The sequence below is a fragment of the Stenotrophomonas sp. SMYL20 genome (assembly GCF_036320045.1).
Taxonomy (GTDB): domain Bacteria; phylum Pseudomonadota; class Gammaproteobacteria; order Xanthomonadales; family Xanthomonadaceae; genus Stenotrophomonas; species Stenotrophomonas maltophilia_A.
Window position 1 is genome coordinate 1 of record NZ_JAWIRT010000011.1, and the last position, 25,952, is coordinate 25,952.

General features: G+C 67.1%; 31 protein-coding genes and 1 tRNA gene. 20 read left to right on the forward strand and 12 right to left on the reverse strand.

Features of this window, described 5'->3' with window-relative positions; genetic code table 11:
- The first annotated feature begins 90 nt into the window (after positions 1–90).
- The 4 genes from V3B48_RS09940 (at position 91) to V3B48_RS09955 (ending at position 1,634) form a co-directional block, all read left to right on the forward strand.
- Positions 91–333 (forward strand): hypothetical protein, encoded by a 243-nt coding sequence (locus V3B48_RS09940; protein WP_329893666.1) that lies wholly within the window; start codon positions 91–93, stop codon positions 331–333.
- An 81-nt stretch (positions 334–414) separates the two neighbouring features.
- The gene (locus V3B48_RS09945) at positions 415–798 is read left to right on the forward strand and encodes a hypothetical protein (protein WP_329893667.1); all 384 of its coding nucleotides are present in this window, start codon (positions 415–417) and stop codon (positions 796–798) included.
- A gap of 3 nt (positions 799–801) precedes the next feature.
- The gene (locus tag V3B48_RS09950; protein WP_046983583.1) at positions 802–1,014 is read left to right on the forward strand and encodes a hypothetical protein; all 213 of its coding nucleotides are present in this window, start codon (positions 802–804) and stop codon (positions 1,012–1,014) included.
- Positions 1,011–1,634, forward strand: coding sequence for a hypothetical protein (locus V3B48_RS09955; RefSeq protein WP_329893668.1), 624 nt, complete (start codon positions 1,011–1,013; stop codon positions 1,632–1,634). The genes V3B48_RS09950 and V3B48_RS09955 overlap by 4 nt, the downstream gene beginning before the upstream one ends.
- Positions 1,635–1,638: 4 nt before the next feature.
- Here V3B48_RS09955 and V3B48_RS09960 read toward each other — a convergent pair whose 3' ends face one another.
- Positions 1,639–2,262 carry a hypothetical protein gene (locus tag V3B48_RS09960; RefSeq protein WP_329893669.1) on the reverse strand — a complete coding sequence of 208 codons (624 nt, stop codon included), beginning with the start codon at positions 2,260–2,262 and terminating at the stop codon, positions 1,639–1,641.
- A gap of 106 nt (positions 2,263–2,368) precedes the next feature.
- Between V3B48_RS09960 and V3B48_RS09965 the strand changes: the two genes are divergently transcribed.
- Genes V3B48_RS09965 through V3B48_RS09980 form a run of 4 tightly spaced genes read left to right on the forward strand, consistent with a single transcriptional unit; the run spans position 2,369 to position 3,672 of the window.
- Positions 2,369–2,575, forward strand: coding sequence for a hypothetical protein (locus V3B48_RS09965; protein ID WP_329893670.1), 207 nt, complete (start codon positions 2,369–2,371; stop codon positions 2,573–2,575).
- Positions 2,572–3,159 (forward strand): hypothetical protein, encoded by a 588-nt coding sequence (locus tag V3B48_RS09970; protein WP_329893671.1) that lies wholly within the window; start codon positions 2,572–2,574, stop codon positions 3,157–3,159. The genes V3B48_RS09965 and V3B48_RS09970 overlap by 4 nt, the downstream gene beginning before the upstream one ends.
- Positions 3,156–3,470, forward strand: coding sequence for a hypothetical protein (locus V3B48_RS09975; RefSeq protein ID WP_032129795.1), 315 nt, complete (start codon positions 3,156–3,158; stop codon positions 3,468–3,470). The genes V3B48_RS09970 and V3B48_RS09975 overlap by 4 nt, the downstream gene beginning before the upstream one ends.
- A complete protein-coding gene (locus tag V3B48_RS09980) occupies positions 3,457–3,672 on the forward strand; it encodes an AlpA family phage regulatory protein (RefSeq protein WP_010480570.1) in 216 nt (71 codons plus the stop codon). Before V3B48_RS09975 ends, V3B48_RS09980 begins: the two co-directional genes overlap by 14 nt.
- A 65-nt stretch (positions 3,673–3,737) precedes the next feature.
- Here V3B48_RS09980 and V3B48_RS09985 read toward each other — a convergent pair.
- Positions 3,738–3,827: transfer RNA gene (locus tag V3B48_RS09985), tRNA-Ser, on the reverse strand.
- Between the two features lie 124 nt (positions 3,828–3,951).
- On the opposite strand from V3B48_RS09985, the gene V3B48_RS09990 reads away from it, so the two are divergent.
- Positions 3,952–5,022, forward strand: coding sequence for a DUF4241 domain-containing protein (locus V3B48_RS09990; RefSeq protein WP_329893672.1), 1,071 nt, complete (start codon positions 3,952–3,954; stop codon positions 5,020–5,022).
- Between the two features lie 81 nt (positions 5,023–5,103).
- On the opposite strand, the gene V3B48_RS09995 is transcribed toward V3B48_RS09990, so the two are convergent.
- Positions 5,104–6,096 carry a LysR family transcriptional regulator gene (locus V3B48_RS09995; protein ID WP_005410175.1) on the reverse strand — a complete coding sequence of 331 codons (993 nt, stop codon included), beginning with the start codon at positions 6,094–6,096 and terminating at the stop codon, positions 5,104–5,106.
- 122 nt (positions 6,097–6,218) lie between these two features.
- Between V3B48_RS09995 and V3B48_RS10000 the strand changes: the two genes are divergently transcribed.
- The gene (locus V3B48_RS10000) at positions 6,219–6,806 is read left to right on the forward strand and encodes an NAD(P)H-dependent oxidoreductase (protein ID WP_329893673.1); all 588 of its coding nucleotides are present in this window, start codon (positions 6,219–6,221) and stop codon (positions 6,804–6,806) included.
- Positions 6,807–6,941: 135 nt separating this feature from the next.
- A complete protein-coding gene (locus V3B48_RS10005) occupies positions 6,942–7,292 on the forward strand; it encodes a ligand-binding protein SH3 (protein ID WP_164080439.1) in 351 nt (116 codons plus the stop codon).
- Positions 7,293–7,471: 179 nt separating this feature from the next.
- On the opposite strand, the gene serS is transcribed toward V3B48_RS10005, so the two are convergent.
- Positions 7,472–8,752 carry a serine--tRNA ligase gene (serS, locus tag V3B48_RS10010; RefSeq protein ID WP_032129791.1) on the reverse strand — a complete coding sequence of 427 codons (1,281 nt, stop codon included), beginning with the start codon at positions 8,750–8,752 and terminating at the stop codon, positions 7,472–7,474.
- A gap of 113 nt (positions 8,753–8,865) precedes the next feature.
- Between serS and V3B48_RS10015 the strand changes: the two genes are divergently transcribed.
- Entirely contained in the window at positions 8,866–9,504 is a 639-nt protein-coding gene (locus V3B48_RS10015) for an energy transducer TonB (RefSeq protein ID WP_049399657.1), read from the forward strand.
- Between the two features lie 119 nt (positions 9,505–9,623).
- On the forward strand, positions 9,624–10,196 hold the full coding sequence (locus tag V3B48_RS10020; protein ID WP_032127721.1) for an energy transducer TonB: 573 nt from the start codon (positions 9,624–9,626) through the stop codon (positions 10,194–10,196).
- Between the two features lie 234 nt (positions 10,197–10,430).
- On the opposite strand, the gene aroA is transcribed toward V3B48_RS10020, so the two are convergent.
- The 4 genes from aroA to V3B48_RS10040 form a co-directional block, all read right to left on the reverse strand.
- On the reverse strand, positions 10,431–11,738 hold the full coding sequence (gene aroA / locus V3B48_RS10025; RefSeq protein WP_329893674.1) for a 3-phosphoshikimate 1-carboxyvinyltransferase: 1,308 nt from the start codon (positions 11,736–11,738) through the stop codon (positions 10,431–10,433).
- 76 nt (positions 11,739–11,814) lie between these two features.
- The gene (gene pheA, locus V3B48_RS10030; RefSeq protein ID WP_006452477.1) at positions 11,815–13,014 is read right to left on the reverse strand and encodes a prephenate dehydratase; all 1,200 of its coding nucleotides are present in this window, start codon (positions 13,012–13,014) and stop codon (positions 11,815–11,817) included.
- 51 nt (positions 13,015–13,065) lie between these two features.
- On the reverse strand, positions 13,066–14,151 hold the full coding sequence (gene serC / locus V3B48_RS10035; protein ID WP_329893675.1) for a 3-phosphoserine/phosphohydroxythreonine transaminase: 1,086 nt from the start codon (positions 14,149–14,151) through the stop codon (positions 13,066–13,068).
- A 458-nt stretch (positions 14,152–14,609) separates the two neighbouring features.
- Positions 14,610–15,416, reverse strand: coding sequence for an FHA domain-containing protein (locus V3B48_RS10040; protein ID WP_032127717.1), 807 nt, complete (start codon positions 15,414–15,416; stop codon positions 14,610–14,612).
- A 125-nt stretch (positions 15,417–15,541) separates the two neighbouring features.
- Here V3B48_RS10040 and V3B48_RS10045 point away from each other — a divergent pair, with 125 nt between their 5' ends.
- The 3 genes from V3B48_RS10045 to V3B48_RS10055 all read left to right on the forward strand — a co-directional run bounded on the left by V3B48_RS10045 (position 15,542) and on the right by V3B48_RS10055 (position 17,636).
- Complete coding sequence (locus tag V3B48_RS10045; RefSeq protein ID WP_005417302.1) at positions 15,542–15,817, forward strand: polyhydroxyalkanoic acid system family protein; 276 nt, start codon at positions 15,542–15,544, stop codon at positions 15,815–15,817.
- A gap of 80 nt (positions 15,818–15,897) precedes the next feature.
- On the forward strand, positions 15,898–16,389 hold the full coding sequence (locus V3B48_RS10050; protein ID WP_285302585.1) for a phasin family protein: 492 nt from the start codon (positions 15,898–15,900) through the stop codon (positions 16,387–16,389).
- A gap of 236 nt (positions 16,390–16,625) precedes the next feature.
- Entirely contained in the window at positions 16,626–17,636 is a 1,011-nt protein-coding gene (locus V3B48_RS10055; protein WP_329893676.1) for a restriction endonuclease, read from the forward strand.
- A gap of 119 nt (positions 17,637–17,755) precedes the next feature.
- Here the strand turns inward: V3B48_RS10055 and V3B48_RS10060 are convergent, their stop codons facing one another.
- From V3B48_RS10060 to V3B48_RS10075, 4 genes are all read right to left on the reverse strand, one after another.
- A complete protein-coding gene (locus V3B48_RS10060) occupies positions 17,756–18,133 on the reverse strand; it encodes a type II toxin-antitoxin system HicB family antitoxin (protein ID WP_232273989.1) in 378 nt (125 codons plus the stop codon).
- Between the two features lie 28 nt (positions 18,134–18,161).
- Complete coding sequence (locus V3B48_RS10065) at positions 18,162–18,338, reverse strand: type II toxin-antitoxin system HicA family toxin (RefSeq protein ID WP_223224646.1); 177 nt, start codon at positions 18,336–18,338, stop codon at positions 18,162–18,164.
- Between the two features lie 73 nt (positions 18,339–18,411).
- A complete protein-coding gene (hutC, locus tag V3B48_RS10070) occupies positions 18,412–19,140 on the reverse strand; it encodes a histidine utilization repressor (RefSeq protein ID WP_253144304.1) in 729 nt (242 codons plus the stop codon).
- Positions 19,141–19,168: 28 nt separating this feature from the next.
- Entirely contained in the window at positions 19,169–20,539 is a 1,371-nt protein-coding gene (locus tag V3B48_RS10075; RefSeq protein WP_329893677.1) for a formimidoylglutamate deiminase, read from the reverse strand.
- Positions 20,540–20,606: 67 nt separating this feature from the next.
- On the opposite strand from V3B48_RS10075, the gene hutI reads away from it, so the two are divergent.
- The 4 genes from hutI to hutU are packed head-to-tail and all read left to right on the forward strand — an operon-like array spanning position 20,607 to position 25,883.
- Positions 20,607–21,830, forward strand: a complete 1,224-nt coding sequence (gene hutI, locus V3B48_RS10080) for an imidazolonepropionase (protein ID WP_197615096.1) — start codon at positions 20,607–20,609, stop codon at positions 21,828–21,830.
- Positions 21,827–23,368, forward strand: a complete 1,542-nt coding sequence (gene hutH, locus V3B48_RS10085; protein ID WP_197615095.1) for a histidine ammonia-lyase — start codon at positions 21,827–21,829, stop codon at positions 23,366–23,368. The genes hutI and hutH overlap by 4 nt, the downstream gene beginning before the upstream one ends.
- A complete protein-coding gene (gene hutG, locus V3B48_RS10090; protein ID WP_329893678.1) occupies positions 23,365–24,219 on the forward strand; it encodes an N-formylglutamate deformylase in 855 nt (284 codons plus the stop codon). Before hutH ends, hutG begins: the two co-directional genes overlap by 4 nt.
- A complete protein-coding gene (hutU, locus tag V3B48_RS10095; RefSeq protein WP_111150194.1) occupies positions 24,216–25,883 on the forward strand; it encodes a urocanate hydratase in 1,668 nt (555 codons plus the stop codon). Before hutG ends, hutU begins: the two co-directional genes overlap by 4 nt.
- The last annotated feature ends 69 nt before the right edge of the window (positions 25,884–25,952 follow it).

Below are 25,952 nucleotides of genomic sequence, written 5' to 3' on the forward strand. Positions count from 1 at the left end.
CGCCATGGCCGTCGGCATCCCGCCCATCAGCGCGCCCGCCGGCCCGGCGCCCGCGCCGGCCGAGACCACCAGCGAACAGGAGAACGAGTAATGCGCCACCTGGCCCTGCCCTTCTTCTGCGCCGTCGTCGTCGGCCTGCTCCTCGCACTGCTCCCTTGGGCGCTACGCAACAAGGTCGACGCCGTCGCCCTCGCCTGCGCCATCGGCGCCGTGTTCTTCGCATGGCGCTGCTGGGAAGACCTCCAGACCACCTGGCCAGCCTTCAAGGCCGAGATGCAGCAACGCACAGCGGTACGGCAGCGCGCGCCGCTGGCCGCTGACGACACCCACTGAGCAACCGCCCGCCCGGGTGACCGGGCTCCGCGCCGGCCGGACTTCCACTCGCCGGTAACCCATTCAACATCGAGACCCGCCATGACCGATTCAGTCGTTGTCGATTTCCAGCACGAGCCCGAGTTTGCCAACAAGGAAAACGGAGAACTGCCGCGCATCGAGCAGATCCGCGAGCAGGTAGCCGGGTTCGTCGAAGGCTACGCCACCGCCAAGGGCCAGCAGCCGCCGCGCATCGTTCTGCAGGCTTCAGACCTGAAGCACTGCGTGCGCCGCATCCTCGCGCGCATGCAGAAGCCGCATCGGGATGAAGCCAAGGCGGCATGGATGCGATCGCGCAAGGCCGGATCCAAACAGCCCTGGCGCGAAGCGAGGCCCGAGCCGATCCCCGGCGCAACGCTCACCTGGTGCGGGATCCCCATCGAAGGCATGGGCTACAGCCGCCACCGCGCCGTCGACAAGCACTGATCCATGGCCAAGCCGGTCCAGATGGACATTTTCGATGACGACCCAGCGCGCGAGGCAGCCGCCTGGCGCGTGCAGGCGGAAGAGTCGCTGAAGCACTTCCAGTTTCCCGAATCGATCCGTCTGGAACGGCACGCCTACTACCTCGGCGTCGCCGAACAACTTGAAGCCAGGGCGCGCGGCGCGCGTTCCACGAACAGCAAGGACATGCAGGCATGAGCAACGACAACAAGACCCTGGCGGACGTGCAGCCCGGTGGGAGGGTGAGGCTGGGGGATGCGTGGGCCATCAAGCTGGCCCGAGAGGCGGCGTTTGCCCACAGCAGCGAACACGCTTACCTGCCGCAGACGCGCGAAGAGACGAACAGCTGGCAGCCACACGAATGGGTTGTTGCCGCGATCCAAACTGTCGCCACAAGCGTGCCCAAGCCGCGCGGCCAGGAGCCGATCACCGTCGAGGCCGTGGCCGAGATCTTCAACGATCCAGAGTATGGCCTGAGCATCAGCTGGCTTCTCGAAAACGGCATCGGCGAGCTGCAGGTAGGTGACGTGCTGATTGTCGCCAACCGGGCGATAACTGATGAAGACGGATCGGGCGAGGTCTATGCCGCACCACCCGCGAAGGCCGTGGACTTGGCTCCTCTCGTCTCCGAGCTTGCGGAAGCTGATCGTGAGTACACAGAGGCGAAGAATAAGTATCACACCGTCAGCGCCAAGATGGGCGCGGCCGGCGGACGGGCATCTTGCAGGGCAGCGTATGACCGCGAAGTCGCGGCGAAGGCCCGGTTGGATGCAGCCGTGCGGGCCCTGATCGACAGCCAGGCGGTGGGCAATGGCTGAGCTGCTAGTAAGACGACGATCGTGTTCTGCCGAGGAGTGCATTGAGCCATTTGGACAGCGATCTTCTGTCCGCTGGGTAGTAGTGCACTTTATCCAAGGCTTCCTCCGCGTGAGCAATGTCCCTCGATGCATCCAACAGCGTCCCGTGAAACGCCGGGATCATCTCGCCCCAGTCTCTATTTTCAGCATCACGGCCTTTCATGACTTTGCCACTATGGACAACGTCACGCGCTCCCTGAATGGCTTGCACAACAACAAGAAGAAGGTCGAGATCCACCGATGGCCACTTCGAACCATCGAATTCACGGCCAGCAAGAGCCTCGAGCTTGCTACACATCAACCCGAAGCTTTCCCTCCATTCGGAGGAGTCCCTGAGGTGTCCCTCTACAGCGGCGGCGGTAGGCGTGCCGGTGCCGATTGGGTAGTTTTTCCTGATCGCATCAAGGTAGACCATGCCCTTACGCACGTCAGGAATGTAAGACGCAGCAAAAACGGCGTTCGCTTTTGTCTTCAAGAAGAACCGCCGCTGGATGGCAGGACCGAAGATTGCAGTAAAAACCGCCAGGACAGTGCCAACTGCCGCCCAGGCATCCCACCACACTACGCAGTCGCCTACGCCAAGCTCCATGCATGGGCTGATTCCATTCCACAACTGCTCCCAACTAGACATTCCCTGATCCCCCTGTGGATTCGCCGGCATTCTGCCATGCCGTCGCGGCACGCGGAGCACTGCCATGGCTGACCAGCTGCTCACCGCTGCACAGGCCAAGCACACAGCGCGCGTCCTCCTCAGCGAGGCGCGAGCGCGACGGAATGGCCTCGGCTACTGGTTCTCGTTCAACGCGGCACAGCGCGCGCGCATGCGCGCCACTACCCCGGCACCGCTTCCGGCACCGCTGCGCGCACCGGCGCTGCCGGCCCAACTGGACCTGTTCGCATGACCGCACCACTGCCCATTTCCCCGGCCGCCGTTGTCGAGGCCACCAAAGCGTCGTCGCCTGTCGCTGCGGTCGTCGCTGCCATGCGCCGTGTCGATTCCACCGGCGGCGCCATCGCCGCCAACCAGGTCCGCGCGTGGGCCGACACGCTGATGACCGCGCTCTACACCGCGCAGCCTGTGCGCTGGGAGTATCGCAACAGGAAGGACGTGGGCCCGGGCTGCTGGGTCCAGGCCGACGCAGGGCATGTGTACGCCGCCCACCAGCGTGGGCTCGTTGTCCGCGCCCTGTTCGAAACCCCGCGCGTAGTCCAACCGGAGAAGCTGCACGAATTCCGGGGGCGCGTGTGCGTCCGCTGCGGCGACAGCGAGGATTGGGCCGGTCCGGATTGCGAGCCGCTGATCCAGAAAGTCGACCCGCGCACCCGGCTCCCGGTCGACGCGAGCTGGCTCCTTGAGCCCCTCAAGTGGATCCGGGACGCCGGACCCGCGCCGGTCAGCACGCACGAACGCCGCCGCAGGGCCAACGAAGCCACCTTCCTGATCGAAAAGCTCGAAGCCCACATCGAGGAGTGCAACAAGCCATGACCCAGGAACATATCAGCCACCCGGAAGGGTTGCCGAACTGCGCCGCCGGCCACCGCGCGCGCCACATCCACGACAAGCGCTGTGCGTCTGCCGGCGGTGGCCACCTGGTCGAGTGCGCATGCAGGTCGACCAGCAAGCATGCCGATCCCGACGCCGCCATTGCGGCGTGGCGTCGGCTCAACCGCCCCGCCCGCAGCGCGCGCCCCATTCCAGTCGAGGCACCTGCCGGCAACGTCCTGCAGTTCCAGCTCAGCCTTGCCGAACGCACATCCAAGGCTCACCGCATCGGAGGCCATCATGGGCGCGGCTGAAAGACTGGAAGAGCTGCTATCGCTTGATCGCGTGCGCCAGATGACCGGTATGGGCACCACCTTCATCTACGGCGAGATCAAAGCTGGCCGCTTCCCGCGCTCTATCCGCATCGGCCGTCGCGCACTCTGGATACAATCCGAGGTGCAAGGCTGGGTTCGGCAGCAGATCGCGCAGAACCGACCTTTGCAGGTGGATGGGTAAGCGGGCGGGTAGCGAAGGCTGTAGAAACGAAAAAGCCCCTATTTCTAGGAGCTTTTTGCAAAGACTGGCGGAGAGAGTGGGATTCGAACCCACGGAAGGTTTAACCCTTCGCCGGTTTTCAAGACCGGTGCCTTAAACCGCTCGGCCATCTCTCCAATCGGGTCCCGGTCGCCCGGGCAGCGGCGTATTCTCGCACGTGAAGGGCATTTGCCCAAGACCACCCTTGCCCCCGCCCTTCGCATCCGGCACGGTGGGGCCTTCACTGCAATCGGAGCCCCCATGGCCCACCTCGATCTGGCCAACCTGCGCACCACCCTGCTGGACGACACCCAGCTGGCCGCAGTGGCCCTGCACCGCACGTTCGCCGGGCACCTGCCGGTCAGCAGTGGGCATCTGGTGGTCTGCGATCCGCTGGTCCAGGCCGAGGCGCCCGCGCTGGCCGACTACACCGCCCCGCTGGGCCGGCATCCGGTCGAGATCATCGTGCACAGCGGCCGCCCGGCGCTGGCCGTGGTCTGGTTCAAGCCCCGCGAAGCCCTCACTGCGTCTGCCCTGCACTGGCAGATGGCACGCTGGACCACGCAGGACCTGACCGGCCTGGATGAGGACAGTTTCATTGGCTATCCGGTCGACGCCGGCATCGGCTGCTTCATGGATACCAACACTCAGCAGGCACTGCTGGCCCTGATCGAACAGACCGATGGCGACGAAGACAGCGAATGGTCGGATGCGCTGATCGACCATGACGGCCTGGATGAAGGCGCCGAGTACCGCCCCTGGGGCGAGGACTCTCCACACGGCCTGGTCGTATTCACCAGCGGCTGGGGCGACGGCGTCTATCCGAGCTACTGGGCGCTGGATACCTCCGGCATTCCGGTCGCCCTGGTCACCGACTTCCTGTGCATCCAGGGCGGTGACGGGCGCGACGAGCGCGAGATCGCCGACCAGGCCTATCGCGACAGCCTGCCACCCGAAGAAGCTGAAGCGCTGGCACGACTGGTTGCCGCCGTGGACCGCGACGACCCGGATGCGCTGCGAGAGCTGTTGAAGGATGCGCCACAGCGCGCCAACCAGATCGAGCCGGGCTGTGGCGGCACAGCGCTGTTCGAGGCGATCCGCCTGGACCGCCCACAGGCACTGCGGGTGCTGCTGCAGGGCGGCGCGTTGCCGGCAATGCCGGAGCGCCTGCACATGAGCAAGGTGACCAGCTACATGGACTACGCCCGCTTCCTGAAGAAGCCACGCAGCGCGGAACTGATGGCGGTACTGGAAGCGCCGGTCGTTGCCGAGCCCACACCGACCGCACCGCCGCGGCGCAGCTTCTGGGACCGGCTGTTCGGCCGGAAGTGACCGGGGCCGGAAAGCAGCAACGCCGGGCATGGCCCGGCGCTACCGTTTCACAGATCGGCGGTGCAGTTGCGGCCAGGTGCCTCAGCCCGCATCCACTGCCAACGCGCCTAGCGCACTGGCCTTGATCCGCTCCTTGGCCTTTTCACAGGCGCCACCGCAATCCAGGCGCGAGGCCTCCAGCTGCGGCGGCAGGTGCTCGGCCAGGAAGTCGATGAACACGCGCACCGCCGGCAGCAAGCCGCGGCGCGAGGCGAACACGGCATGGCACACGCCCTGCGGCAGCGACCAGTCCGGCAGCACCACTTCAAGTTCGCCGTTGCGCACCGCATCGGCGCACACGGTTTCCGGCAGCATGGTGATGCCGAAGCCGTCCTTCACCATGCTCTGCAGCAGCGGGAAGTCGAAGCCGGCCACGCGCGGCTGCAGGTCGACCCGGCGCACTTCGCCTTCCGGGCCATGCAGCTCCCAGCGCTGGCGGGCTTCGTCTTCGCTGATGCTTAGGGTGACGTGCTGGGTCAGCTCTTCAGGATCCTTCGGCCGGCCGGCGCGATCCAGGTACTTCGGGCTGGCCACCAGCAGTTCCTGCACCTGTCCGAAGCTGCGCATCACCAGGCTGCCATCGTCGTCCAGGCGCGAGCGCACGCGCAGGGCCACGTCGTAGCCTTCATTGATGATGTCCACGCGGCGGTTGCTGATGTTCAACTGCAGGCGCACCTTCGGGTACTGCTCAAGGAACTTGGGCAGCAGCTTGGGCAGCTGCATCTGCGCCAGCGATACCGGCACGCTGGCGCGCACCACGCCGCGCGGTTCCGCGCTGAGGCGGTCCACCACTTCGCGTGCGGCCTGTGCCTCGGCCAGCATCGTCTGCGCGTGGCGGTGCACGCTGGTGCCGACATCGGTGACGGCGAAACGACGCGTGGAGCGCTGCAGCAGGCGAACGCCCAGGTCGGTTTCCAGCTGGCTGATGCGGCGGCTCAGGCGCGACTTGGGGATACCCAGTGCGCGCTCGGCGGCGGCGAATCCGCCATGGTCGACCACCATCGCGAAGTAGTACAGATCATTCAGGTCATGCATGCCCGAGTTCCATATCTAGAACAATACGTGGCATTCAACCACCTTTATCCCGCCTTTGCAACAACCTATCGTTCTCTCCGTCGGCGGCAAGCCCGCCACCTCTCCCGAACATAGGTACTGCCATGAAGCTTCTGCACATCGACGCCAGCGTGCTTGGCGACAACTCCGTCTCCCGCCACCTGACCGCCGCCGTGGTGGCCCAGTTCACTCAGCAGATCGACGGCCTGCAGGTTGATTATCGCGATCTTGACGCCAATCCGGTACCGCATCTGCGCAGCGGATCGCTTGCCAAGGCCGACGCTGCCGAAGCCGCCGATGCTGAACAGGTACTCGAGCAGTTCCTGGCGGCCGATATCGTGGTGATCGGCGCGCCGATGTACAACTTCAGCATTCCGTCCACCCTGAAGGCCTGGATCGACCGCGTGGCCGTGGCCGGGCGCACCTTCAAGTACACCGAGAACGGCCCGGTCGGCCTGGCCGGTGGCAAGCGGGTGATCATCGCCAGCAGCCGTGGCGGCATCTACACCGATTCGCCCGCGGACTTCCAGGAGCCGTTCCTGCGCCAGACGTTTGCCTTCTGGGGCATCAACGATGTCGAGTTCGTACGCGCCGAAGGCATCGCCTACTCGCCGCAGCACCGCGAAGACGCCATTGCTGGCGCACTGGCTGCGCTGCCGTCGCACGAAGCGGCCGCGGCCGCTGCTGCATAAGCGTTCCAGCGTTCGGCGCCGCTCTCTCCTCGTCTGGGCGCTGAACGCGGGCCGGGATCCCCTCCCCCATCCCGGCCCACCCTGGCGGCCCCGCTTTGCGGGGCCGTTTTTTTGTGGGCGCGCTACGCTGGAGCCATGAACTACATCGTGACCACTGCACACCGCAGCGAATTTCCGCACCCGATCACCCTGCGCCGTGGCCAGGCGCTGGTGGTGGGCGAACGTTATGAAGGGCCTGAAGGCTGGGAAGACTGGTTCCTGTGCGAGGCAGAGGGCCAGCAGCCGGGATTCGTGCCCGCGCCGGTGATCGGCCGCGACGCGCAGGGTGGCGCATTTGCCACGGAAGACTACTGTGCGCGCGAACTGGATGTGGATCCCGGGCAGCTGCTGCGTGGCGAGCGCACGCTCAATGGCTGGGCGTGGTGCGTGCCGGAAACCGGCGAACCGGGATGGGTGCCGTTGGAGAAGCTGCGGGTTCTGGAGTGATCACGGTGGTTCATCCACGCATGGCGTGGATGTAGCCCGCACTGTAGATCCACGCCATGCGTGGATACGGTGCCATGCAAGCATGGCACCCAGCAGAGCCAGAGCAGTGCCATGCAAGCATGGCACCCACCAGAGCCAGAGCAGTGCCATGCAAGCATGGCACCCACCCCATCAGGCTATCAGCCGATGGTTTCCAGGCCACCCATGTACGGGCGCAGGGCCTCCGGCACGGTGATGCTGCCGTCGGCGTTCTGGTAGTTCTCCATCACTGCGATCATCGCGCGGCCCACCGCCACGCCCGAGCCGTTCAGGGTATGCGCCAGTTCCGGTTTGCCGGTGGCCGGGTTGCGCCAGCGGGCCTGCATGCGGCGGGCCTGGAAGTCACCACAGTTCGAGCACGAGGAGATCTCGCGGTAGGTCTCCTGCGACGGCAGCCAGACTTCCAGGTCGTAGGTCTTCACCGCCGAGAAGCCCATGTCGCCGGTGCACAGCAGCACCTTGCGGTACGGCAGGCCCAGCTTTTCCAGCACCACTTCGGCGCAACGGGTCATGCGCTGGTGTTCGGCGTCGCTGTCTTCCGGGCGGCTGATCGAGACCAGCTCGACCTTCTCGAACTGGTGCTGGCGGATCATGCCGCGCACGTCGCGGCCACCGCTGCCGGCCTCGGCACGGAAGCACATCGAGTGGGCGGTCATGCGCAGCGGCAGGCGTTCGGCATCGACGATCTCATCGCGCACGATGTTGGTCAGCGGTACTTCCGAGGTCGGGATCAGGTAGCGCGTGGAGTCGCCCACGGCGGTCTTGAACAGGTCGTCCTCGAACTTCGGCAGCTGGCTGGTACCGCGCAGCGAGTCGGCGTTGACCAGCAGCGGCACGTTGGTTTCCTCGTAGCCGTGCTCACCGGTGTGCAGGTCGACCATGAACTGGGCCAGCGCACGGTGCAGGCGCGCGATCGGGCCGCGCAGCACGGTGAAGCGCGAACCGGACAGCTTGGCGGCGGTTTCGCCGTCCAGCCAGCCATTGCGGGCGCCCAGTTCGACGTGATCGAGCACCTTGAAGTCGAACTGACGCGGGGTTCCCCAGCGCGCCTGTTCGACGTTGTCGTTCTCGTCGGCACCGGCCGGCACGTCATCGGCCGGCAGGTTCGGAATGCCCATCGAGATGGCGTCGATCTTCTCGCGCAGCTCGTCCAGCGCCACTTCCGAAGCCTTCAGCTCGTCGGCGAAGGCGGCGACCTCGGCCATGATGGCCGAGACGTCCTCGCCCTTGGCCTTGGCCTGGCCGATGGCCTTGGAACGGCTGTTACGCAGGCTCTGCAGCTCCTGGGTCCGCACCTGGATGCGCTTGCGATCGGCCTCCAGGGACTCCAGGGCAGACACGTCGAGCTCGAAGCCGCGGCTGGTGCGCAGGCGTTCGGCGAGGTCGGCGGGCTGGTGGCGGAGCAGGGCTGGATCAAGCATGGCAGGTGTCGTGGTGGGTATCAGGGATGGGATTATCGCTTGTTATACGGATTTCTGCCGCCCGGTTCATTCCCGGCGTGGCAGAATCGGGCTATTCCGTACTGGTCCGGTCCATGTCTGCACCCCGCTCGTCGTCCGCCAAGTCGTTCACTGTGCATATCCCGCGCAACGCCCTGAAGATCGCCGGCATCGCCTTCGGCGTGGGCGTGCTGCTGTTCGTGCTGGTCTGGCTGACCGGCCGTGACAAGGAGTTCTTCCGCGCCGACCCGGCCGCACAGACCCCGCAGGAAACCGCCCAGGTCGAGCCCCTGCCGGAACCCTTGGCCGCTGCAGCCGGTTCCAGCGACATGCCTGACGCCAAGCCGGCACCGGTGGAGGAGGAAGCGCCGAAGCTGGTCGAAACCGCTCCGCCGCCACCCGCCCCGATCGCCGAGCCGGCCCCGGCCGCCCCGGGCGCTGCGCCGGCTGCGACCAGCAACAGCCAGCCGATGCCGATTGCCGGCCAGTCGCCGCCGCCGTCGTACCCCGCCGCCGCCCTGCGCGCCGGCGAAACCGGCACCGTGGTGGTACGCGTGGACGTGGACGCCACCGGCTATCCCAACAACGCCACAGTGATCCAGCGCAGTGGTTCACGCGACCTCGACCGTGCCGCCACCGACGCGGTGCGCCGCTGGCGTTTCACCCCGGCGCAGAGCAATGGCCAGGCCGTGCCCGGCAGCATTGAAGTACCGTTCGACTTCAAGACGCAGTAACTGAACGCTTACCGGCAGGCAAACTGAACCCTGCCGGTGGCGTTGACGCAGCGCTGACACTTCCCGTCCATGGCTCGGGCAACACTTCCCACGTCGTCAGTTGACGGAAGGAGTTTGCGATGACTGCCACCACCCACGAAGACCTTCATTCGCCGCAGCTGCAGCAGGATTCGAGCGTGCAGCACAAGCCCACGTCGCCCTGGATGTGGATCGCGCTGATTGTGGCGATGTTTGCGGCCGCCCTGCTGTGGCTGCGCCATTCCAACCAGGAGGATGTGGCGCCGGCACCGGTCGGTGAGCGCATGTTGCCCGCCCCTGAGCAGGCTGCGGTGACCGATGCAGCAGCACCTGCAACGCGCCAGGCTGCCCCGGCCTCCAGCCAGCACAAGACTGCGCCGGTCGCGCGTAATCGCGAAGCACGCCCGCTGGCCAGCAACCGCATGCCCACCTACCCCGCTGCTGCACTGCGTAGTGGCGTGCAGGGCAGCGTGATCGCCAGCCTGAATGTTGATACCCGTGGCAATGTCGCCAACGCTGCGATCGTTTCGCGCAGCGGCGAGCGCAGCCGCGACCTGGACCGTGCGGTGCTGAACACCGTGCAGAACTGGAAGTTCCAGCCTGCGGTGCATGACGGCCGCGCAGTAGCAAGCGTGGTGCGGGTCCCGGTGGATTTCCGTACCGAGCAGCGTTGATCGCGGACGAGGGGTTCGTGATGTTTCGACGGAGGCTTCGGCCTCCGTCTTTTTATGCGGAAAGGCGTCCCGACCAAGGTCGGCACCTACCGGGTGATGTGAGCGTGCCAACCAAGGTTGGCACCTACCGGGCGATATGAGCGTGCCGACCAAGGTCGGCACCTACCGGGTGATGTGAGCGTGCCGACCAAGGTTGGCACCTACCGGGTTACGTCATCTGCCGGGCGTGGCCGCTCAGGCCAGGTTGAACCCGGCGCTGCGCGCCAGACCATCGAAGTCAGGGAAGGACGTGGCGACGTTGGCGATATCGTTGATGCGCACTTCGCCGTCACTGATCTGGCCGGCGATGGCGAAGGCCATGGCGATGCGATGGTCACCGTGGCTTTCGATGGTGCCACTGCCCAGGCGCACGCCGCCGTGCAGGGTGGCGCCGTCTTCGGTTTCGTCCACCTGCATGCCCAGCGCGCGCAGGCCGGTGGCCATCGCCGCAAGGCGGTCGGATTCCTTCACCCGCAGTTCGGCGGCACCGCTCACCACGGTCTGGCCTTCCGCGGCGGCGGCGGCCACGAACAGCGCCGGGAACTCGTCGATCATGTCCGGCACCAGTGCTTCCGGAATGCGTGCGCCCTTCAACTGAGCGTAGCGCACCACCAGATCCGCCACCGGCTCACCGCCCTGCTCGGCCGGGTTCTCTTCGGTGATGTCCGCTCCCATCAGGCGCAGCGCGTGCAGCAGGCCGGTGCGGCGCGGGTTCAGTCCGACCTGCTTCAGGCGCAGCTCGGAGCCGGGAATGATACTGGCCGCCACCAGATAGAACGCGGCCGAAGAGAAGTCGGCCGGCACCACGATGTCAGTCGCGCGCAGGCGCTGACCACCACGCAGGCGTGCCTTGCCGGGCGAGAATTCGATGTCCACGCCGAACGCGGACAGCATGCGCTCGGTGTAGTCACGGGTCGGGTGCGGTTCGGTCACCTGGGTTTCGCCCTGCGCGTACAGGCCGGCCAACAGCACCGCCGACTTGATCTGCGCGCTGGCCACCGGCGAGGCGAAGTCGATGCCGTGCAGCGTCTGGCCGCCATGCACGTGCAGCGGCGGCGTCCCGTCTTCCTGGGTGTCGATCTTCGCGCCCATCTGCGACAGCGGGCCGGTCACGCGGCGCATCGGGCGGCCGGACAGCGACTCATCGCCGATCAGCGTGCAGTCGAATGCCTGGCCCGCCAGCAGACCGGCCAACAGGCGCATGCCGGTACCGGCGTTGCCGCAGTCCAGCGGCGCATCCGGCGCCTTCAGGCCGTCGATACCGACGCCGTGCACGATGCGCTGCGACGGGCTGGGGGTTTCGATGCGCACGCCCAGCTGGCCGAAGATGCGCGCAGTGGCGCGGGTGTCCTCGCCTTCCAGGAAACCCTCGATATGCGAGGTGCCATCGGCCAGCGCGGCGAACATCACCGAGCGGTGAGAGACCGACTTGTCGCCGGGAATGGTCAGGCTGCCCTGCAGCGGCTGGCCCTTGCGGGCAATCCAGTGTTGCGCGTTGCTCATCGTTCGATCATTCCGTAAACGCCGGCAGCACCGGCGATGCATCAGGGGGCAGCGGCCGCAGCCGCCACAGCAGCACTCAGGGCACGGCCACCGGATAGGAACCCAGCACCTTGATCTGTGCCGAGTGCGCTTCCAGTTCGGCCAGCGCGGCCTGCATCGGCGCGTCGTCGATATGGCCGGCCAGGTCGATGAAGAAGCCGTATTCCCACTTGCCGTGGTGCGACGGGCGCGACTCGATGCGGTTCATGCTGATGCCGTGGCGGGCGAACGGGCTGAGCACGTCGAACAGCGCACCGGGCTTGTCATGGATGAACACCAGCACCGAGGTGCGGTCATGGCCGGAGGTCGGGAAGATGTTGCGGCCCACCACCAGGAATCGCGTGGTGTTGTCGGCATCGTTCTGGATCGGCTTGGTGACCACCTTCTTCAGGCCGTACACATGGCCGGCACTCTCGCCACCGATGGCCGCTGCGTCGTCGGCGTTGCGCGCACGGCGCGCGCCTTCGGCGTTGCTCGACACCGGAATCTTCTCGGCCTTGGGCAGGTTGGCGCGCAGCCACGCCGAGGTCTGCATGAACGACTGCGGATGCGCGTAGATGCGCTCGATGTCCTCGATGCGGCCGCTGCGCGACATCAGGTACTGCTGCACACGCAGTTCCACTTCGCCACAGATCTTCAGGTTGGAGGTCAGGAACATGTCCAGGGTGATCTGGATGGTGCCCTGCCCCGAATTTTCCACCGGCACCACGCCGAAATCGGCGTTGCCCGCTTCCACTTCCTGGAACACTTCCTCGATGCTGGCCATCGGCAGGCCCAGCGCCGAGCGGCCGAAGTGCTTGAGCACGGCCTGCTGGCTGAAGGTGCCTTCCGGGCCGAGGTAGCCGATCTTCAGCGGCTCCTGCTGGGCCAGGCAGGCCGACATGATTTCGCGGTAGACGTGCACCAGCAGCTCGTCGCTGAGCGGGCCTTCGTTGCGGTCCACCACCATGCGCAGCACCTGCGCTTCGCGCTCGGGGCGGTAGTAGTCGACTGCGGCGGCGAGCTTGCCCTTGGCCTTGCCGACCTGGTGGGCGAAGCGCGCGCGCTCGGCGATCAGGTTCTGGATGTCGCGGTCGATCTGGTCGATCTTCGAGCGCACATCGGCCAGCGCCAGCGGCGCCAGGGTGGGTGCCGGGTTCGACGCGGCCTTGGCCTTGCCCTTCGCCTTGGTGGGCGCGCTGTCCTTGGCCGGTTCAGCCTTCTTCGGCGCCTTCTTGCTGGATTTGCTGCTTGCCATCGGAGTTCCTTGTTGCGGGGCACGCACCCGACGGTGCGCGCCGTTCATTGCTCAGCCGTGACGCTGCTGGAAATCGGCCATGAAGGCGACCAGCGCCTCGGCCCCGGCCAGCGGCATGGCGTTGTACAGCGAGGCGCGGATGCCACCCACCACCTTGTGGCCCTTCAGCGCCAGCAGGCCAGCGGCCTTGGCTTCGGCGACGAAGCGAGCATCAAGCTCGGCATCGGGGAGGAAGAACGGGATGTTCATCCGCGAACGGGCCGCGTGTGCGACCTCGTTGCGGTAGAAGCCGCCGGAGCCGTCGATGGCGCCGTACACCAGCGCTGCCTTGGCGGCATTGCGCTTGGCGAACTCGGCCACGCCGCCCTCGGCCAGCATCCACTTGAACACCAGGCCGGCCAGATACCAGTTCCAGGTCGGCGGGGTGTTGAGCATCGAGTCGCGAGCGACGTGCGAGCGGTAATCAAAGATGTCCGCACGCGGCTGGCCGCTGCGCTCGAGCAGATCGCGGCGGATGATCATCACCGCGATGCCGACCGGGCCCAGGTTCTTCTGCGCGCCGGCGTAGATCACGCCATAGCGGCGCACGTCCAGCGGCTCACTGGCGATGGACGAGCTGAAATCAGCGATCAGCGGGACGTTGCCGGTATCGGGCACATCACGGAATTCGATACCGTGGATGGTCTCGTTGGCGGTGATGTGCACGTAGGCGGCATCGGGCGACAGCTGCCAGCCGGCACGCGCCGGCAACTCGCGGTAGCCGTTGGCCTCGCTGCTGGCGGCAATGTTGACGTCGACGTAGACACCGGCCTGCTTGACCGCCGTCTTGCCCCAGTGGCCACTGACCACGTAATCGGCGCGCTGGCCCGGGGCGGCGAAGTTGAGCGGGATCAGCGCCTGCTGGGTGGTGGCACCACCGGACAGGAACAGCACCGCATAGTCTTCGGGGATATCGAGCAGGCGACGCAGGTCGGCCTCGGCCTCGGCGGCCACGGACATGAACTCCGCACCGCGATGGCTCATTTCCACGATCGAGGCACCGGTACCGTGCCAGTCCAGCATTTCCGCCTGCGCCTGGCGCAGGACCGATTCCGGCAAGGTTGCAGGGCCGGCACTGAAGTTGAACGCGCGCGTCATGTCACACCTGTGGGGCAAGACCCCTAGTATGCCGCAGTGCACCAGCCTTGCGGCCTTGTGCGGCAAGGGAAATTTGGTTTCATTGGAATCCATTGGCCGCCAGCAAGGCGCCGGTAGTCGCCAACCTTGGTCGGCGTACGCCGTCAGGCGTCATGCCCACCGAAGGAGCGTGCCGACCAAGGTCGGCACCTACCAGAGCGGATCCAGCGGACTCAGGCCAGCAGCATTGCCCCGGTAGTCGCCGACCTTGGTCGGCGTACGCCGTCAGGCGTCATCCCCGCCGAGGAGCGTGCCGACCAAGGTCGGCACCTACCAGAGCGGATCCAGCGGACTCAGACCAAGAGCAATGCCCCGGTAGTCGCCGACCTTGGTCGGCGTACGCCGTCAGGCGTCATCCCCGCCGAAGGAGCGTGCCGACCAAGGCCGGCACCTACCAGAGCGGACCCTATGGGTTCAGGTCAGCGCGCGCCGAACCAGAGCAGCAGGCTGAGCAGTGCGGCCAGCAGCAGCGCACTCACCAGCAGCCACGGCCAGCGCCGGACCTTGCGCGGCGCGGCCGGCAGCACCGGCGCCTGCTCGGCGTCCTGGCTGGACTCGTCTTCATCCGGCAGCGGGCGCCGGCGCGGGTCATGCGGCACTTCCAGCACGAACCGGTGCTGGCCATCGAACACCACCTGGTCGCCTGCCTGCAGCCAGCAGTGGCGCACGGCCACGCCGTTGACCCGTGTGCCATCGGCACTGCCCAGGTCACGCAGCAGCACGCGTTCGCCATGCACTTCCACGCGGGCGTGCTGTTCGGCGAAGGCCGGCTCATTGATCTCGATGTCAGCGTCGCCACCGCGGCCGATCAGGCGGGACCGCGACAGCGTGAAGCTGCGGCCATGGTGCAGGCCACCGACACCGCGCAGCAGGCGCTGCTGCTCATTGGTGCCGTCACCGCTGTTCGGTGCGGGGGCCTGCAGCAGGCTCTCCACCTCGCCCTGCAGGACCATTTCCACGCCGTCCACATACACCGCATCGCCCGCACGCAGCAGCGCCATGCGCCGCACCGGGCGACCGTTCACATGAATGCCGCGGATACCGTTGCCGACCTGCAGCCAGAGGCCGCGATCATCCACGCAGAACTGCGCCAGCAGCAGGGCACCGTGGCCGGCGTCGCCGAGCCTCACACTGCCATTGGCCTGGCGCACGATGCGTTGCACCCCGGGCCGCAGCGGCTGGTCGGGCTGTTGTTGTTGGCTGAAGTGAACAAGCAGGTTCTGCACGCGGCGCAGCCTAGCAGGTTGGTCGCCCACGAAGAAGAACCCACGATGAGTGCTTGGCGCGAAGGCCCTCGATGCGCACAATGCTCGCCCTCATTGATCATCCCCGCTTTGCGCCAGGAGCCTGCATGTCCACCATCGATGTCCGCCACGCCCACGCCCTGCCCGATGCACAGGCGCGCGCCGCGATCGAACAGGTCGCCGCCAAGCTGTCCGAGCGCTTCGGCCTGAAGTCGTCCTGGACTGCCGACGTACTGAATTTCTCCGGCAGCGGCGTGGACGGTGCGATCGAACTGCAGCCGGGCGCCGTGCGCGTCACGGCCAAGCTGGGCTTCCTGCTGTCGGCGATGAAGGGCATGGTCGAAGGCGAGATCCAGCGCGTTCTGAAGGAAAAGCTGGGCTGAACCCCGGCGGCGGCCATCACGGCCGTGCAACGCCAACGCGCGCTACTCTCGGGGCAGGCCCAACTCCCACGGGAAGTGCGATGAACCACTACGAGAACGACGACCGCCGCAACGACGACGCCTCTTTCGGTGACCAGGCCGAGCGCTTCTCGCGCAAGCTGAGTGACTCGGCGCAGCAGGTCTGGTTGGCCGGCCTGGGCGCTCTTGGCCGTGCACAGGCCGAAGGCAGCCGATTCTTCGACGGCCTGGTGAAGGAAGGCGAAGCCTGGGAAGCCCGCCGCCGTGAACGCAACAGCGAACAGGGCCCGGGCTGGCGCGACAACGTTGAAACGTCGCTGGACGAGGCCCGCGAGAAGGCTTCCGGTACCTGGAACAAGGTCGAAAAAGCGTTCGACGACCAGGTGCAGGGCGTACTCAAGCGCCTGCACGTGCCCACCGCCGACGAGGTGACTGCGCTGGAGGCGCGCATCGACGCACTGCAGGCACGCCTGGCCAAGCTGGAGAATCGCGACGCCTCGGGCGCTGATGCACCTGCACCGGGCAGCCATCAGTCGCCAGGCAGCGTGCCCTGACCGACCATTGTTGCAATGCAATAAATTTTGATTGACAATCGCGAGCAACCCGCCAATCGCTTCGGCTGCCGTTTGTTCCCTCCCCTCACGGCTTCAGGATTGGCGGGTTTTTCGTGCCTGCGGTATTCCGAATTGCGTGCTCCATCACGCTTCCTGTCAGGAACCTCCTGACTCAGCGGCACGGCGCGACCTTTACACTGTCGCCTTCGCATTCGCCCCTTCCGCGCACCTCCTGCATGCTCCCTTGGATCCTGGCCCTGCTGTCGGCCCTGCTTACCTGTTCCCTGGCTGTTGTCTATCTGTGGTGGATCAAGCGGCGGCAAAAGGAGATGCAACTCGGCCTGCAGGCCCTGGCGGGCATGCACTGGCGCGAGTTCTCGGTACTGGTCAAGCGCATGCTGCGCGAGCAGCGCGGCCTGCGCGAACTGGATGACCCGGGCGAGGAATCCCGTGAGCCCAGCAGCGATTTCCTGCTCAGCGACGGCCCCAACAGCTGGCTGGTCTCGTGCAAGCACGGCTTGGCCTATCGCATCGGCACCGCCGCGGTGAACGAACTGGGCGCGGCCGCGCGCCTGGCCGGCGCCCGCGGCGGCGTGCTGCTGACCGAAGGCCGGATGGAACGCGACGGCCGCAGCGCCGCCGAAAAGCAGGCCGTCGAGGTGCTGGACGGCCCGCGCCTGTGGCCGTTGCTGCAGCCCTATCTACCGGCGGAAATCGAAACCCGTGTGCGCGCCAGCGCCCGCCATGAAGCCCTGCGCCGCATTGCCATAGCCGCGCTCGCCGCGGTGACGCTGGGCCTGCTGGTGGGATTGAGCCTGCAAGGGCTGCATGTGCAGGACGCCCCGCCCGTTGCCGAGGTGGCGGTCGTCCCCGCGCCGGTTGCGCCTGCGGTTGAAGCGGCGCCCGAACCGGCGCCGGCCCCCGCCACCACGCCGCCGACCACGCTGCCTGCGCCGGCCACGCCCTCAACCGATGCGCACAGCAATTCCAACCCGGATGCCGCCACGCTGGAGCGCTTCCAGGCCGATCTGTCCCGTGCCTTGGCCGGCAAGCCCGGCATCGCCAGCGGTGTCTGGCTGACCCGGCAGACGCTGGCGATCAACCGCACCGGCGAGCTGGACGCGGTGTGGCCGCGGGTCTGCGAGGAAGTCCTGCACTACCCCGCCCTGCGCAACGTGCGCATCCAGCTCAACGCCCGCCCTGGCGTGGATGAGCCCGTACGCTGGCGGCAGTGCGCTACGTATTGATTGGGGTGTCTGTAGATCCACGCCATGCGTGGATGCCTCTGTAGCGTCGAGCCACGCTCGACTCATCGCGCATCGCGCGAACAGCAGCCGAGCATGGCTCGGCTCTACATGGCGCCTGCTCAGCCCAATGCCGCGAGATGGGCGATGTAACTGGAGCGCGATTCACCTGCCGCTCTGGCCTGCGCATCCAGCCTCGCCAGGATCCGGCGTGGCAGGCTGATATTGACCCGCTCGATGGTGTCGTCCAGCAGGGCCGGATCAATGCAGATGTACGCAAGAATCCAACGGATGTCCTTGGATGCCTCGGCGGCGATTTTCTGTGGCGCGGAAGGTGTCGGAATCGAGCGCCCGTCATCCAGGGCCGCATCAATCCAGGCGAGCGCAGCCTCCTCGGCAGCGCTGAGCGCATCCTCAAGCGTGTCGGCCGCCGAGAAGCACCCCGGCAGATCCGGAACGACCACACCCCACGCGGTGCGCTCATCGCCTGCCTCGATCAAGACTGGATATCGCATGGGCCCTCCTACGTCAGTCCTGCGAGCTTCCGCAACGCCTGCACCAGCCCTTCCCCAGATCCTTCCTAGGGTGAGGCACGGTGATGATGTGGGGGTGCTGCGGGTGCACGAATACATGATGGGATCCGCGAATCCGGCGACAGGTCCAACCTGCCGCCTCCAGATCCCGGATGAGGTCCCTGCTCTTCATGCGGGGACGATACACATCGTACACACGCCCCGACAGAGTTCAAGGCTACAGCGTGTCCCGAGCGGGGTCGACCCTACCTTGCCCCAGGCGCAAAGCGCGCCACCAGGTCCCAGGCGTCGCCGAGGAACACCTGACGCACACGGGTGATCGGCTGTTCGCCGCGCCAGGTGAGGCGCTCGATCACCAAGCACGCGGTGCCGGGCTTCACCTCCAGCAGCTTGGCGGTGGCGGTATCCGCGCCCCAGGCACTGATGCGGTGCTGGGCACGGGTCCACGAGACGTTCTGCAGCAGCCAGCTGCCCGGCGCGGTGGTACTGAAATCGACCTCCAGCACCTCGGGCACGCCCACCGGGCTGATCAGGCGATGCTCCAGCGCCAGCGGGCGGCCGTCGGCCAGGTGCAGGCAGCGCATCGCCAGCAGCATTTCGCTGCCGGCCAGCTCGACTTCACCGGCATTGCCGGCATCTGCAAGGCGCAGGTCGCGCTGCAGCAGGCGATACGCGTACTGATGGCCACGCGAACCCACTTCCATCGCGATATCGGGAATCTCCAGCGCCACCTGCTCCAGGTGCGGGGGCTGCCGCGCCACGAACGAACCAGCGCGGCGGCGACGCTCGATCATGCCGCTCTCGGCCAGCGCGGTCAGCACCTTGTTCACGGTCATCCGCGAGCAGCCGTACTGCTCCATCAGCTCGTGTTCGTACGGAATACGGAAGCCCGGCGCCCACTCTCCGCTGAGGATGCGGCTTTCCAGATCGCTGCGGATACGCTGGTTGAGCGTGGCGGACTTGCTGGCCTTCACGTGATGGGGTCTCGGTGGCGGGAGGCGATCAGCCCAGCACGCCACGCAGGGCGGCAGCGAAGGCGGTGGTGATCGCCTCGCGCTGCAGGTGGCGGCCGTCGGCCACGCACTGGCGGCCATGGCGCCAGACCGATCGCAGCGCGCCATTACGTGCGGCGAACACCCAGCTGTCAAGCCATGCGTCATCCTGCCGCGCCTGTAGCGCGGGGTGTGCGGCATCCAGCTCGACCAGGTCGGCACTGGCGCCAACCTGCAGCCCGGCGGCCACGCCCAACGCCTGTGCACCTCCGTGCAGCGCACCCTCGAACAGGAAGCGGCCGGTGCTGCGGGTGGCATCCGGGGCCAGCACATTGCGCCCGCGCAGGGTCAGGCGCTGACCGTACTCGAGCAGGCGCAGTTCTTCGGCCGCGTCGATCAGCACATTGGAATCGGAGCCGACACCGAAGCGCCCACCCTCGCGCGCGAACGCCTGCATCGGGAACAGGCCGTCGCCAAGGTTGGCTTCGGTGATCGGGCACAGGCCGGCCACCGCCTGGCTGGCCACGATGGCGGCGCGCTCATCGTCGGTGATGTGGGTGGCATGCACCAGGCACCAGCGCGCATCCACCGGCGCATGGTCGTACAGCCACTGCACCGGGCGCTGGCCGCTCCAGGCCAGGCAGGCCTCGACTTCGCGCACCTGCTCGGCGATATGGATGTGCACCGGGCCGTCGGTCAGCGGCAGCAAAGCACTCAATTCCTCGCCGGTGACTGCACGCAGGCTGTGCGGGGCAATGCCGAGCACCGCATCGGGCAGCGCGGCCAAAGACGGCTTCGCGGCGTCCAGCAGCTGCGCGAAGCCGTCCACGTCGTGGATCAGGCGTCGCTGTGCGGGGTTCGGTGCCGCTCCGCCGAAATCGGCATGCGCATAGAACACCGGCAGCAGGGTCAGCCCGATGCCGGTCTGGTCGGCCGCCGCCGCAATCCGCGCGCTCATCTCGGCACGGTTGGCATACGGCCGGCCGTCAGCATCATGGTGCAGGTAATGGAATTCGCCGACGCGGGTGAAGCCGCTTTCCAGCATTTCCATGTAGGCCTGGGCGGCGATGGCCTGCACCGCGTCCGGGCGCAGATGGGCCAGGAAGCGATACATCAGCTCGCGCCAGCTCCAGAAGCTGTCACCGTCGCCGCCGCCGATCTCGGTCAGCCCGGCCATGCCGCGCTGGAACGCATGGCTGTGCAGGTTGGGCAGGCCCGGCACCAGGATGCCGACGCGGGTATCGCCCGCCTGCGCGCCCTGCCCCGTACTGATCGCCGTGATGCGACCGTCCTGCACCTGCAGGCGGACATCGCGGGCCCAACCCTCGGCCAGCAGGGCGTGGGCGGCATGGAAACTGTGCGGGGAACGCGAATCGGACATGGCTGGACAACCCGAAATGGACGCCTATATTGTATAGACATATAAGCACAGCCGCGTTGTGGATGCCATGCACGTCGATACCCTCTGGTCCAACGTTCACCTGATCACCCTCGATGGCGAGGGGCTGGGTGTCATCCGCGATGGCGTGCTGGCCTGCGCCGACGGACGCATCGTCCACGTCGGCACCGCCGGCAGCGATGCCCACCTGCAACCGACCACCCGCATCGACGGCGAAGGCCGCTGGATCTCGCCGGGCCTGATCGACTGCCACACCCACCTGGTCTACGCCGGCAACCGCGCCAACGAGTTCGAGCAGCGCCTGCAGGGCGTCAGCTATGCCGACATCGCCCGTGCCGGCGGCGGCATCGTCTCCACCGTGCGCGCCACCCGCGCCGCCGCGCCGGAACAGCTGGCCCGCGAAAGCCGCCCACGGTTGCTGGCGATGCGCGCCGAGGGCGTGACCACCCTCGAGATCAAGTCCGGCTACGGCCTGACCCTGCGCGACGAACGCAAGCAGCTGCAGGTGGCGCGTGCGCTGGGCGAGGAATGCCGGGTCAATGTGGTGACCACCTTCCTCGGTGCGCACGCGATTCCGCCGGGCCGTGAAGCACAGGAGTACACCGACGAGGTGTGCAATGTGATGATCCCGGCCATCGCCGCCGAAGGCCTGGCCGAAGCAGTGGATGTGTTCTGCGAGAACATCGCCTTCTCGCCGGCGCAGGCACGGCAGGTTTTCGAAGCCGCGCACACACACGGACTGGCGATCAAGATCCACGCCGAGCAGCTGAGCAACCAGCATGGCGCCGAACTGGCCGCCAGCTTCGGTGCCCTCTCGGCCGACCATATCGAACACTTGGACGATGCCGGCATCGCCGCGATGGCCGCGGCCGGTACCGTGGCGGTGCTGCTGCCCGGCGCCTTCTATTTCACTCGCGATACCACGCTGCCGCCGATCGCCGCGCTGCGTGCGGCCGGCGTGCCGCTGGCGCTGGCCACCGACAGCAACCCGGGCACCTCGCCGCTGACCAGCCCGCTGCTGGCGATGAACATGGGCGCCACCCTGTTCCGCCTGACCGTGGACGAATGCATCGCCGGCTTCACCCGTGAGGCGGCGCGCGCATTGGGCCGTGGCGATCGCGTCGGTCGCCTCGCCATCGGCATGGACTGCGACCTGGCGATCTGGGACATCGACGCCCCCGCCGACCTGGTCTATCGCATTGGATTCAACCCGCTGCACGCGCGCGTGGTGCGCGGACAGCCCGACCTGCCTGCCTCCTGGAGCAACACATGAGCAACACCCTGGTTCTTCGCCCCGGCCATGTCACCCTCGCCCAGTGGCGGCAGGCCTATCGCGGTGCGCCGCTTGCACTGGACCCGGCCGCGCTGCCGGTGGTGCGTGCCAGTGCGGCGACCGTGGCTGCCATCGTCGCCAAGGGCGCGCCGGTCTATGGCATCAACACCGGCTTCGGCAAGCTGGCCAGCGTGCGCATCGAGCGCGAGGACCTGGCCACCCTGCAGCGGAACATCGTGCTCTCGCACGCTGCCGGTGTGGGCGAGCCGATGCCCGCCAGCGTGGTGCGCCTGATGATGGCGCTGAAGCTGGTCAGCCTGGCGCAGGGTGCTTCGGGCATCCGCGAGGAAACCCTGCTGCTGCTGGAAGCAATGCTGGTCAAGGGCGTGCTGCCGGTGGTGCCCGCACAGGGCTCGGTGGGTGCCTCGGGTGACCTGGCGCCGCTCTCGCACCTGGCCAGCGTGATGCTGGGCGTGGGTGAAGCCTTTATCGGTGACGAACGCCTGCCGGCAACCGACGCACTGGCACGTGCCGGCCTGCAGCCGATCGAGCTGGGCGCGAAGGAAGGCCTGGCGCTGCTCAACGGCACCCAGTTCTCCACCGCCTATGCGCTGGCCGGCCTGTTCGAGATCGAAACCGTCTTCCAGGCCGCGTTGGTCACCGGCGCGCTGTCGGTGGAAGCGGCCAAGGGCTCGGATACCCCGTTCGACCCGCGCATCCATGCCATCCGCGGCCAGCGCGGGCAGATCGCCACGGCCGCCACCCTGCGCACGTTGATGCAGGGCTCGGACATCCGCGAATCGCACCGCGACAACGACGTACGCGTGCAGGACCCGTACTGCCTGCGCTGCCAGCCGCAGGTGATGGGCGCGGCGCTGGACATCCTGCGCCAGGCCGCGACCACGCTGGAAATCGAAGCCAACGGCGTGTCCGACAATCCGCTGGTGTTCACCGATACCGGCGAAGCACTGTCCGGCGGCAACTTCCACGCCGAGCCGGTCGCCTTCGCCGCCGACATGCTGGCGATGGCGGTGTGCGAGATCGGTTCGATCAGCGAGCGCCGCCTGGCGATGCTGGTCGACCCGGCGCTGTCCGGCCTGCCGGCGTTCCTGACCCCACGCCCGGGCCTGAATTCCGGCTTCATGATTCCGCAGGTCACCGCCGCCGCGCTGGTCTCGGAAAACAAGCAGCGCGCCTACCCGGCCAGCGTCGATTCGATCCCGACCTCGGCCAATCAGGAAGACCATGTGTCGATGGCCGCACACGGTGCGCGCCGCCTGATGCAGATGGCCGAGAACGCCGCCAACGTGATCGGCATCGAGCTGCTGGCCGCTGCGCAGGGCTGCGACTTCCACGCGCCACTGCGCTCCAGCACCGCGCTGGAAGCCGTGCGCGCCACCCTGCGCGCGCAGGTGCCGACGCTGGAAGAAGACCGCTACTTCCATCCGGACATGGTGACCGCCACGAACCTGGTGCGCAGTGGCGCGCTGGCGCAGGGTTTGGCGGAGCTGCTGCCGACTGTGGAACCGCAGGCATGAATGTCCATCCCGAATGGCTGACGGTGCACGAAGGCGATGCCCCGCTGATCGTCAGCTTCCCGCATACCGGCAGCGAGCTGCCGCACGACCTGATCGGCGACTACCACTCGCCGTGGCTGGCCCGCCGCGACGCCGACTGGTGGGTGCACGAACTGTACGACTTCGTGCGCGGCATGGGCGCGACCACGGTGCGCTCGGCGATCTCGCGCTCGGTGATCGACCTCAACCGCGATCCCAGCGGCGTGTCGCTGTACCCCGGCCAGAACACCACCGGCCTGTGTCCGCTGACCACCTTCGACAACCAGCCGCTGTACCACGCCGGGCGCGAACCGGATGACGCGGAAATCGCCCGTCGCTGCGACACGTATTTCCTGCCTTACCACGATGCGCTGGCTTCGCAGATCACGCGCCTGCGTGAACGCCACGGCACCGTGGTGGTGTACGACGCGCATTCGATCCGCTCGCATATCCCGCACCTGTTCGACGGCGAGCTGCCGCAGTTCAACCTGGGCACCGCCGGTCCCTCCGGTGCTCCGGACACCTCCTGCGACAACGCGCTGAGCGATGTGGTGGAGAACCTGCTGAAGATCAGTGGCATGAGCCAGGTGCGTAACGGCCGCTTCAAGGGCGGCTGGATCACCCGCCACTACAGCAACGTCGCCGGCGGCGTGCACAGCCTGCAGATGGAGCTGGCCTGCCGCGGCTACATGCACGAACCCCTGCCGGACGAGGTGGACGAACACAGCTGGCCCACCCCGCTCGACCCCGACCACGCCGCACCGCTGCGCCACACCCTGGCGCAGGTGCTCAACGCCTGCCTTGAATTCGCTACGAACCGGAGCGCCGCATGACCCGCAACGACCCGTCCCGCACCATCGCCGCGCCGACCGGCACCACGCTGAACGCCAAGAGCTGGCTGACCGAAGCGCCGCTGCGCATGCTGATGAACAACCTGCACCCGGACGTGGCCGAGCGCCCGCAGGAACTGGTGGTGTACGGCGGCATCGGCCGCGCCGCGCGCGACTGGGAGAGCTTCGACGCCATCGTCGAAACCCTCAAGCGCCTGGACGATGACCAGACCCTGCTGGTGCAGTCGGGCAAGCCGGTGGGCGTGTTCCGCACCCACGCCGATGCGCCGCGCGTGCTGATCGCCAATTCCAACCTGGTGCCGCGCTGGGCCAACTGGGACCACTTCAACGAGCTGGATAAAAAGGGCCTGGCCATGTACGGCCAGATGACCGCCGGCAGCTGGATCTACATCGGCGCGCAGGGCATCGTACAGGGCACCTACGAGACCTTCGTGGAAATGGGACGCCAGCACTTCGGTGGCGACCTGACCGGGAAGTGGCTGTTCACCGGCGGCCTGGGCGGCATGGGTGGCGCGCAGCCGCTGGCTGCCGTAATGGCCGGCGCGTCCTGCCTGGCCGTCGAGTGCCGCAAGAGCAGCATCGACATGCGCCTGCGCACCGGCTACTTGGATACCTGGACCGACAACCTGGACGAAGCGCTGCGGCTGATCGATGAATCGTGCAAGGCCGGTACGCCGAAGTCGGTGGGCCTGCTCGGCAACGTCGCCGACGTACTGGCTGAACTGCTCAAGCGCGGCGTGAAGCCGGACCTGCTGACCGATCAGACCTCCGCGCACGACCCGGTGAACGGCTACCTGCCGCAGGGCTGGACGGTCGAGCAGTGGGATGAGAAACGTGTCTCCGCGCCCAAGGAAGTGGAGAAAGCCGCGCGCGCGTCGATGGCCAACCACATCCGCGCCATGCTTGGCTTCCACGCGCTGGGCGTGCCGACCGTGGACTACGGCAACAACCTGCGGCAGATGGCACTGGAGGAAGGCGTGGCCAATGCCTTCGACTTCCCCGGTTTCGTGCCGGCCTACATCCGCCCGCTGTTCTGCCGCGGCATCGGCCCGTTCCGCTGGGCCGCACTGAGCGGCGATCCGGAAGACATCGCCAAGACCGATGCCAAGGTGAAGGAACTGATTCCGGACAACCCGCACCTGCACCGCTGGCTGGACATGGCTGCCGAGAAGATCAAGTTCCAGGGCCTGCCCGCGCGCATCTGCTGGGTGGGTCTGGGTGACCGCGATCGCCTCGGCCTGGCCTTCAACGAGATGGTGGCCAACGGCGAGCTGAAGGCGCCGGTGGTGATCGGCCGCGACCACCTGGACAGCGGCAGCGTTGCCTCGCCGAACCGCGAAACCGAAGCGATGGCCGACGGTTCCGATGCCGTGTCCGACTGGCCGCTGCTGAACGCCCTGCTCAACACCGCCAGCGGCGCCACCTGGGTGTCGCTGCACCATGGCGGCGGCGTCGGCATGGGCTTCTCGCAGCACGCCGGCATGGTGATCGTCTGCGACGGCACCGAAGCGGCGGCCAAACGGATTGGCCGCGTGCTGTGGAACGACCCCGCGACCGGCGTGATGCGCCATGCCGATGCGGGCTATGAGATCGCAATCGACTGCGCGAAGGAAAAGGGACTGGATCTGCCGGGCATCCTCGGCTGATCGCAGGGGTGCCGGCCAGCGGCCAGCACTACCGGAAGGCACCTGTAGAGCCGAGCCATGCTCGGCTCA

Excerpts from the sequence above, each read along its gene's own strand:
- V3B48_RS09940 (WP_329893666.1), top strand. The coding sequence starts at position 91 with ATGCGCCACCTGGCCCTGCCCTTCTTCTGCGCCGTCGTCGTCGGCCTG.
- V3B48_RS09945 (WP_329893667.1), top strand. The coding sequence starts at position 415 with ATGACCGATTCAGTCGTTGTCGATTTCCAGCACGAGCCCGAGTTTGCC.
- V3B48_RS09950 (WP_046983583.1), top strand. The coding sequence starts at position 802 with ATGGCCAAGCCGGTCCAGATGGACATTTTCGATGACGACCCAGCGCGC.
- V3B48_RS09955 (WP_329893668.1), top strand. The coding sequence starts at position 1,011 with ATGAGCAACGACAACAAGACCCTGGCGGACGTGCAGCCCGGTGGGAGG.
- V3B48_RS09960 (WP_329893669.1), bottom strand. The coding sequence starts at position 2,262 with ATGGAGCTTGGCGTAGGCGACTGCGTAGTGTGGTGGGATGCCTGGGCG.
- V3B48_RS09965 (WP_329893670.1), top strand. The coding sequence starts at position 2,369 with ATGGCTGACCAGCTGCTCACCGCTGCACAGGCCAAGCACACAGCGCGC.
- V3B48_RS09970 (WP_329893671.1), top strand. The coding sequence starts at position 2,572 with ATGACCGCACCACTGCCCATTTCCCCGGCCGCCGTTGTCGAGGCCACC.
- V3B48_RS09975 (WP_032129795.1), top strand. The coding sequence starts at position 3,156 with ATGACCCAGGAACATATCAGCCACCCGGAAGGGTTGCCGAACTGCGCC.
- V3B48_RS09980 (WP_010480570.1), top strand. The coding sequence starts at position 3,457 with ATGGGCGCGGCTGAAAGACTGGAAGAGCTGCTATCGCTTGATCGCGTG.
- V3B48_RS09990 (WP_329893672.1), top strand. The coding sequence starts at position 3,952 with ATGGCCCACCTCGATCTGGCCAACCTGCGCACCACCCTGCTGGACGAC.
- V3B48_RS09995 (WP_005410175.1), bottom strand. The coding sequence starts at position 6,096 with ATGCATGACCTGAATGATCTGTACTACTTCGCGATGGTGGTCGACCAT.
- V3B48_RS10000 (WP_329893673.1), top strand. The coding sequence starts at position 6,219 with ATGAAGCTTCTGCACATCGACGCCAGCGTGCTTGGCGACAACTCCGTC.
- V3B48_RS10005 (WP_164080439.1), top strand. The coding sequence starts at position 6,942 with ATGAACTACATCGTGACCACTGCACACCGCAGCGAATTTCCGCACCCG.
- serS (WP_032129791.1), bottom strand. The coding sequence starts at position 8,752 with ATGCTTGATCCAGCCCTGCTCCGCCACCAGCCCGCCGACCTCGCCGAA.
- V3B48_RS10015 (WP_049399657.1), top strand. The coding sequence starts at position 8,866 with ATGTCTGCACCCCGCTCGTCGTCCGCCAAGTCGTTCACTGTGCATATC.
- V3B48_RS10020 (WP_032127721.1), top strand. The coding sequence starts at position 9,624 with ATGACTGCCACCACCCACGAAGACCTTCATTCGCCGCAGCTGCAGCAG.
- aroA (WP_329893674.1), bottom strand. The coding sequence starts at position 11,738 with ATGAGCAACGCGCAACACTGGATTGCCCGCAAGGGCCAGCCGCTGCAG.
- pheA (WP_006452477.1), bottom strand. The coding sequence starts at position 13,014 with ATGGCAAGCAGCAAATCCAGCAAGAAGGCGCCGAAGAAGGCTGAACCG.
- serC (WP_329893675.1), bottom strand. The coding sequence starts at position 14,151 with ATGACGCGCGCGTTCAACTTCAGTGCCGGCCCTGCAACCTTGCCGGAA.
- V3B48_RS10045 (WP_005417302.1), top strand. The coding sequence starts at position 15,542 with ATGTCCACCATCGATGTCCGCCACGCCCACGCCCTGCCCGATGCACAG.
- V3B48_RS10050 (WP_285302585.1), top strand. The coding sequence starts at position 15,898 with ATGAACCACTACGAGAACGACGACCGCCGCAACGACGACGCCTCTTTC.
- V3B48_RS10055 (WP_329893676.1), top strand. The coding sequence starts at position 16,626 with ATGCTCCCTTGGATCCTGGCCCTGCTGTCGGCCCTGCTTACCTGTTCC.
- V3B48_RS10065 (WP_223224646.1), bottom strand. The coding sequence starts at position 18,338 with ATGAAGAGCAGGGACCTCATCCGGGATCTGGAGGCGGCAGGTTGGACC.
- V3B48_RS10075 (WP_329893677.1), bottom strand. The coding sequence starts at position 20,539 with ATGTCCGATTCGCGTTCCCCGCACAGTTTCCATGCCGCCCACGCCCTG.
- hutI (WP_197615096.1), top strand. The coding sequence starts at position 20,607 with ATGCACGTCGATACCCTCTGGTCCAACGTTCACCTGATCACCCTCGAT.
- hutH (WP_197615095.1), top strand. The coding sequence starts at position 21,827 with ATGAGCAACACCCTGGTTCTTCGCCCCGGCCATGTCACCCTCGCCCAG.
- hutG (WP_329893678.1), top strand. The coding sequence starts at position 23,365 with ATGAATGTCCATCCCGAATGGCTGACGGTGCACGAAGGCGATGCCCCG.
- hutU (WP_111150194.1), top strand. The coding sequence starts at position 24,216 with ATGACCCGCAACGACCCGTCCCGCACCATCGCCGCGCCGACCGGCACC.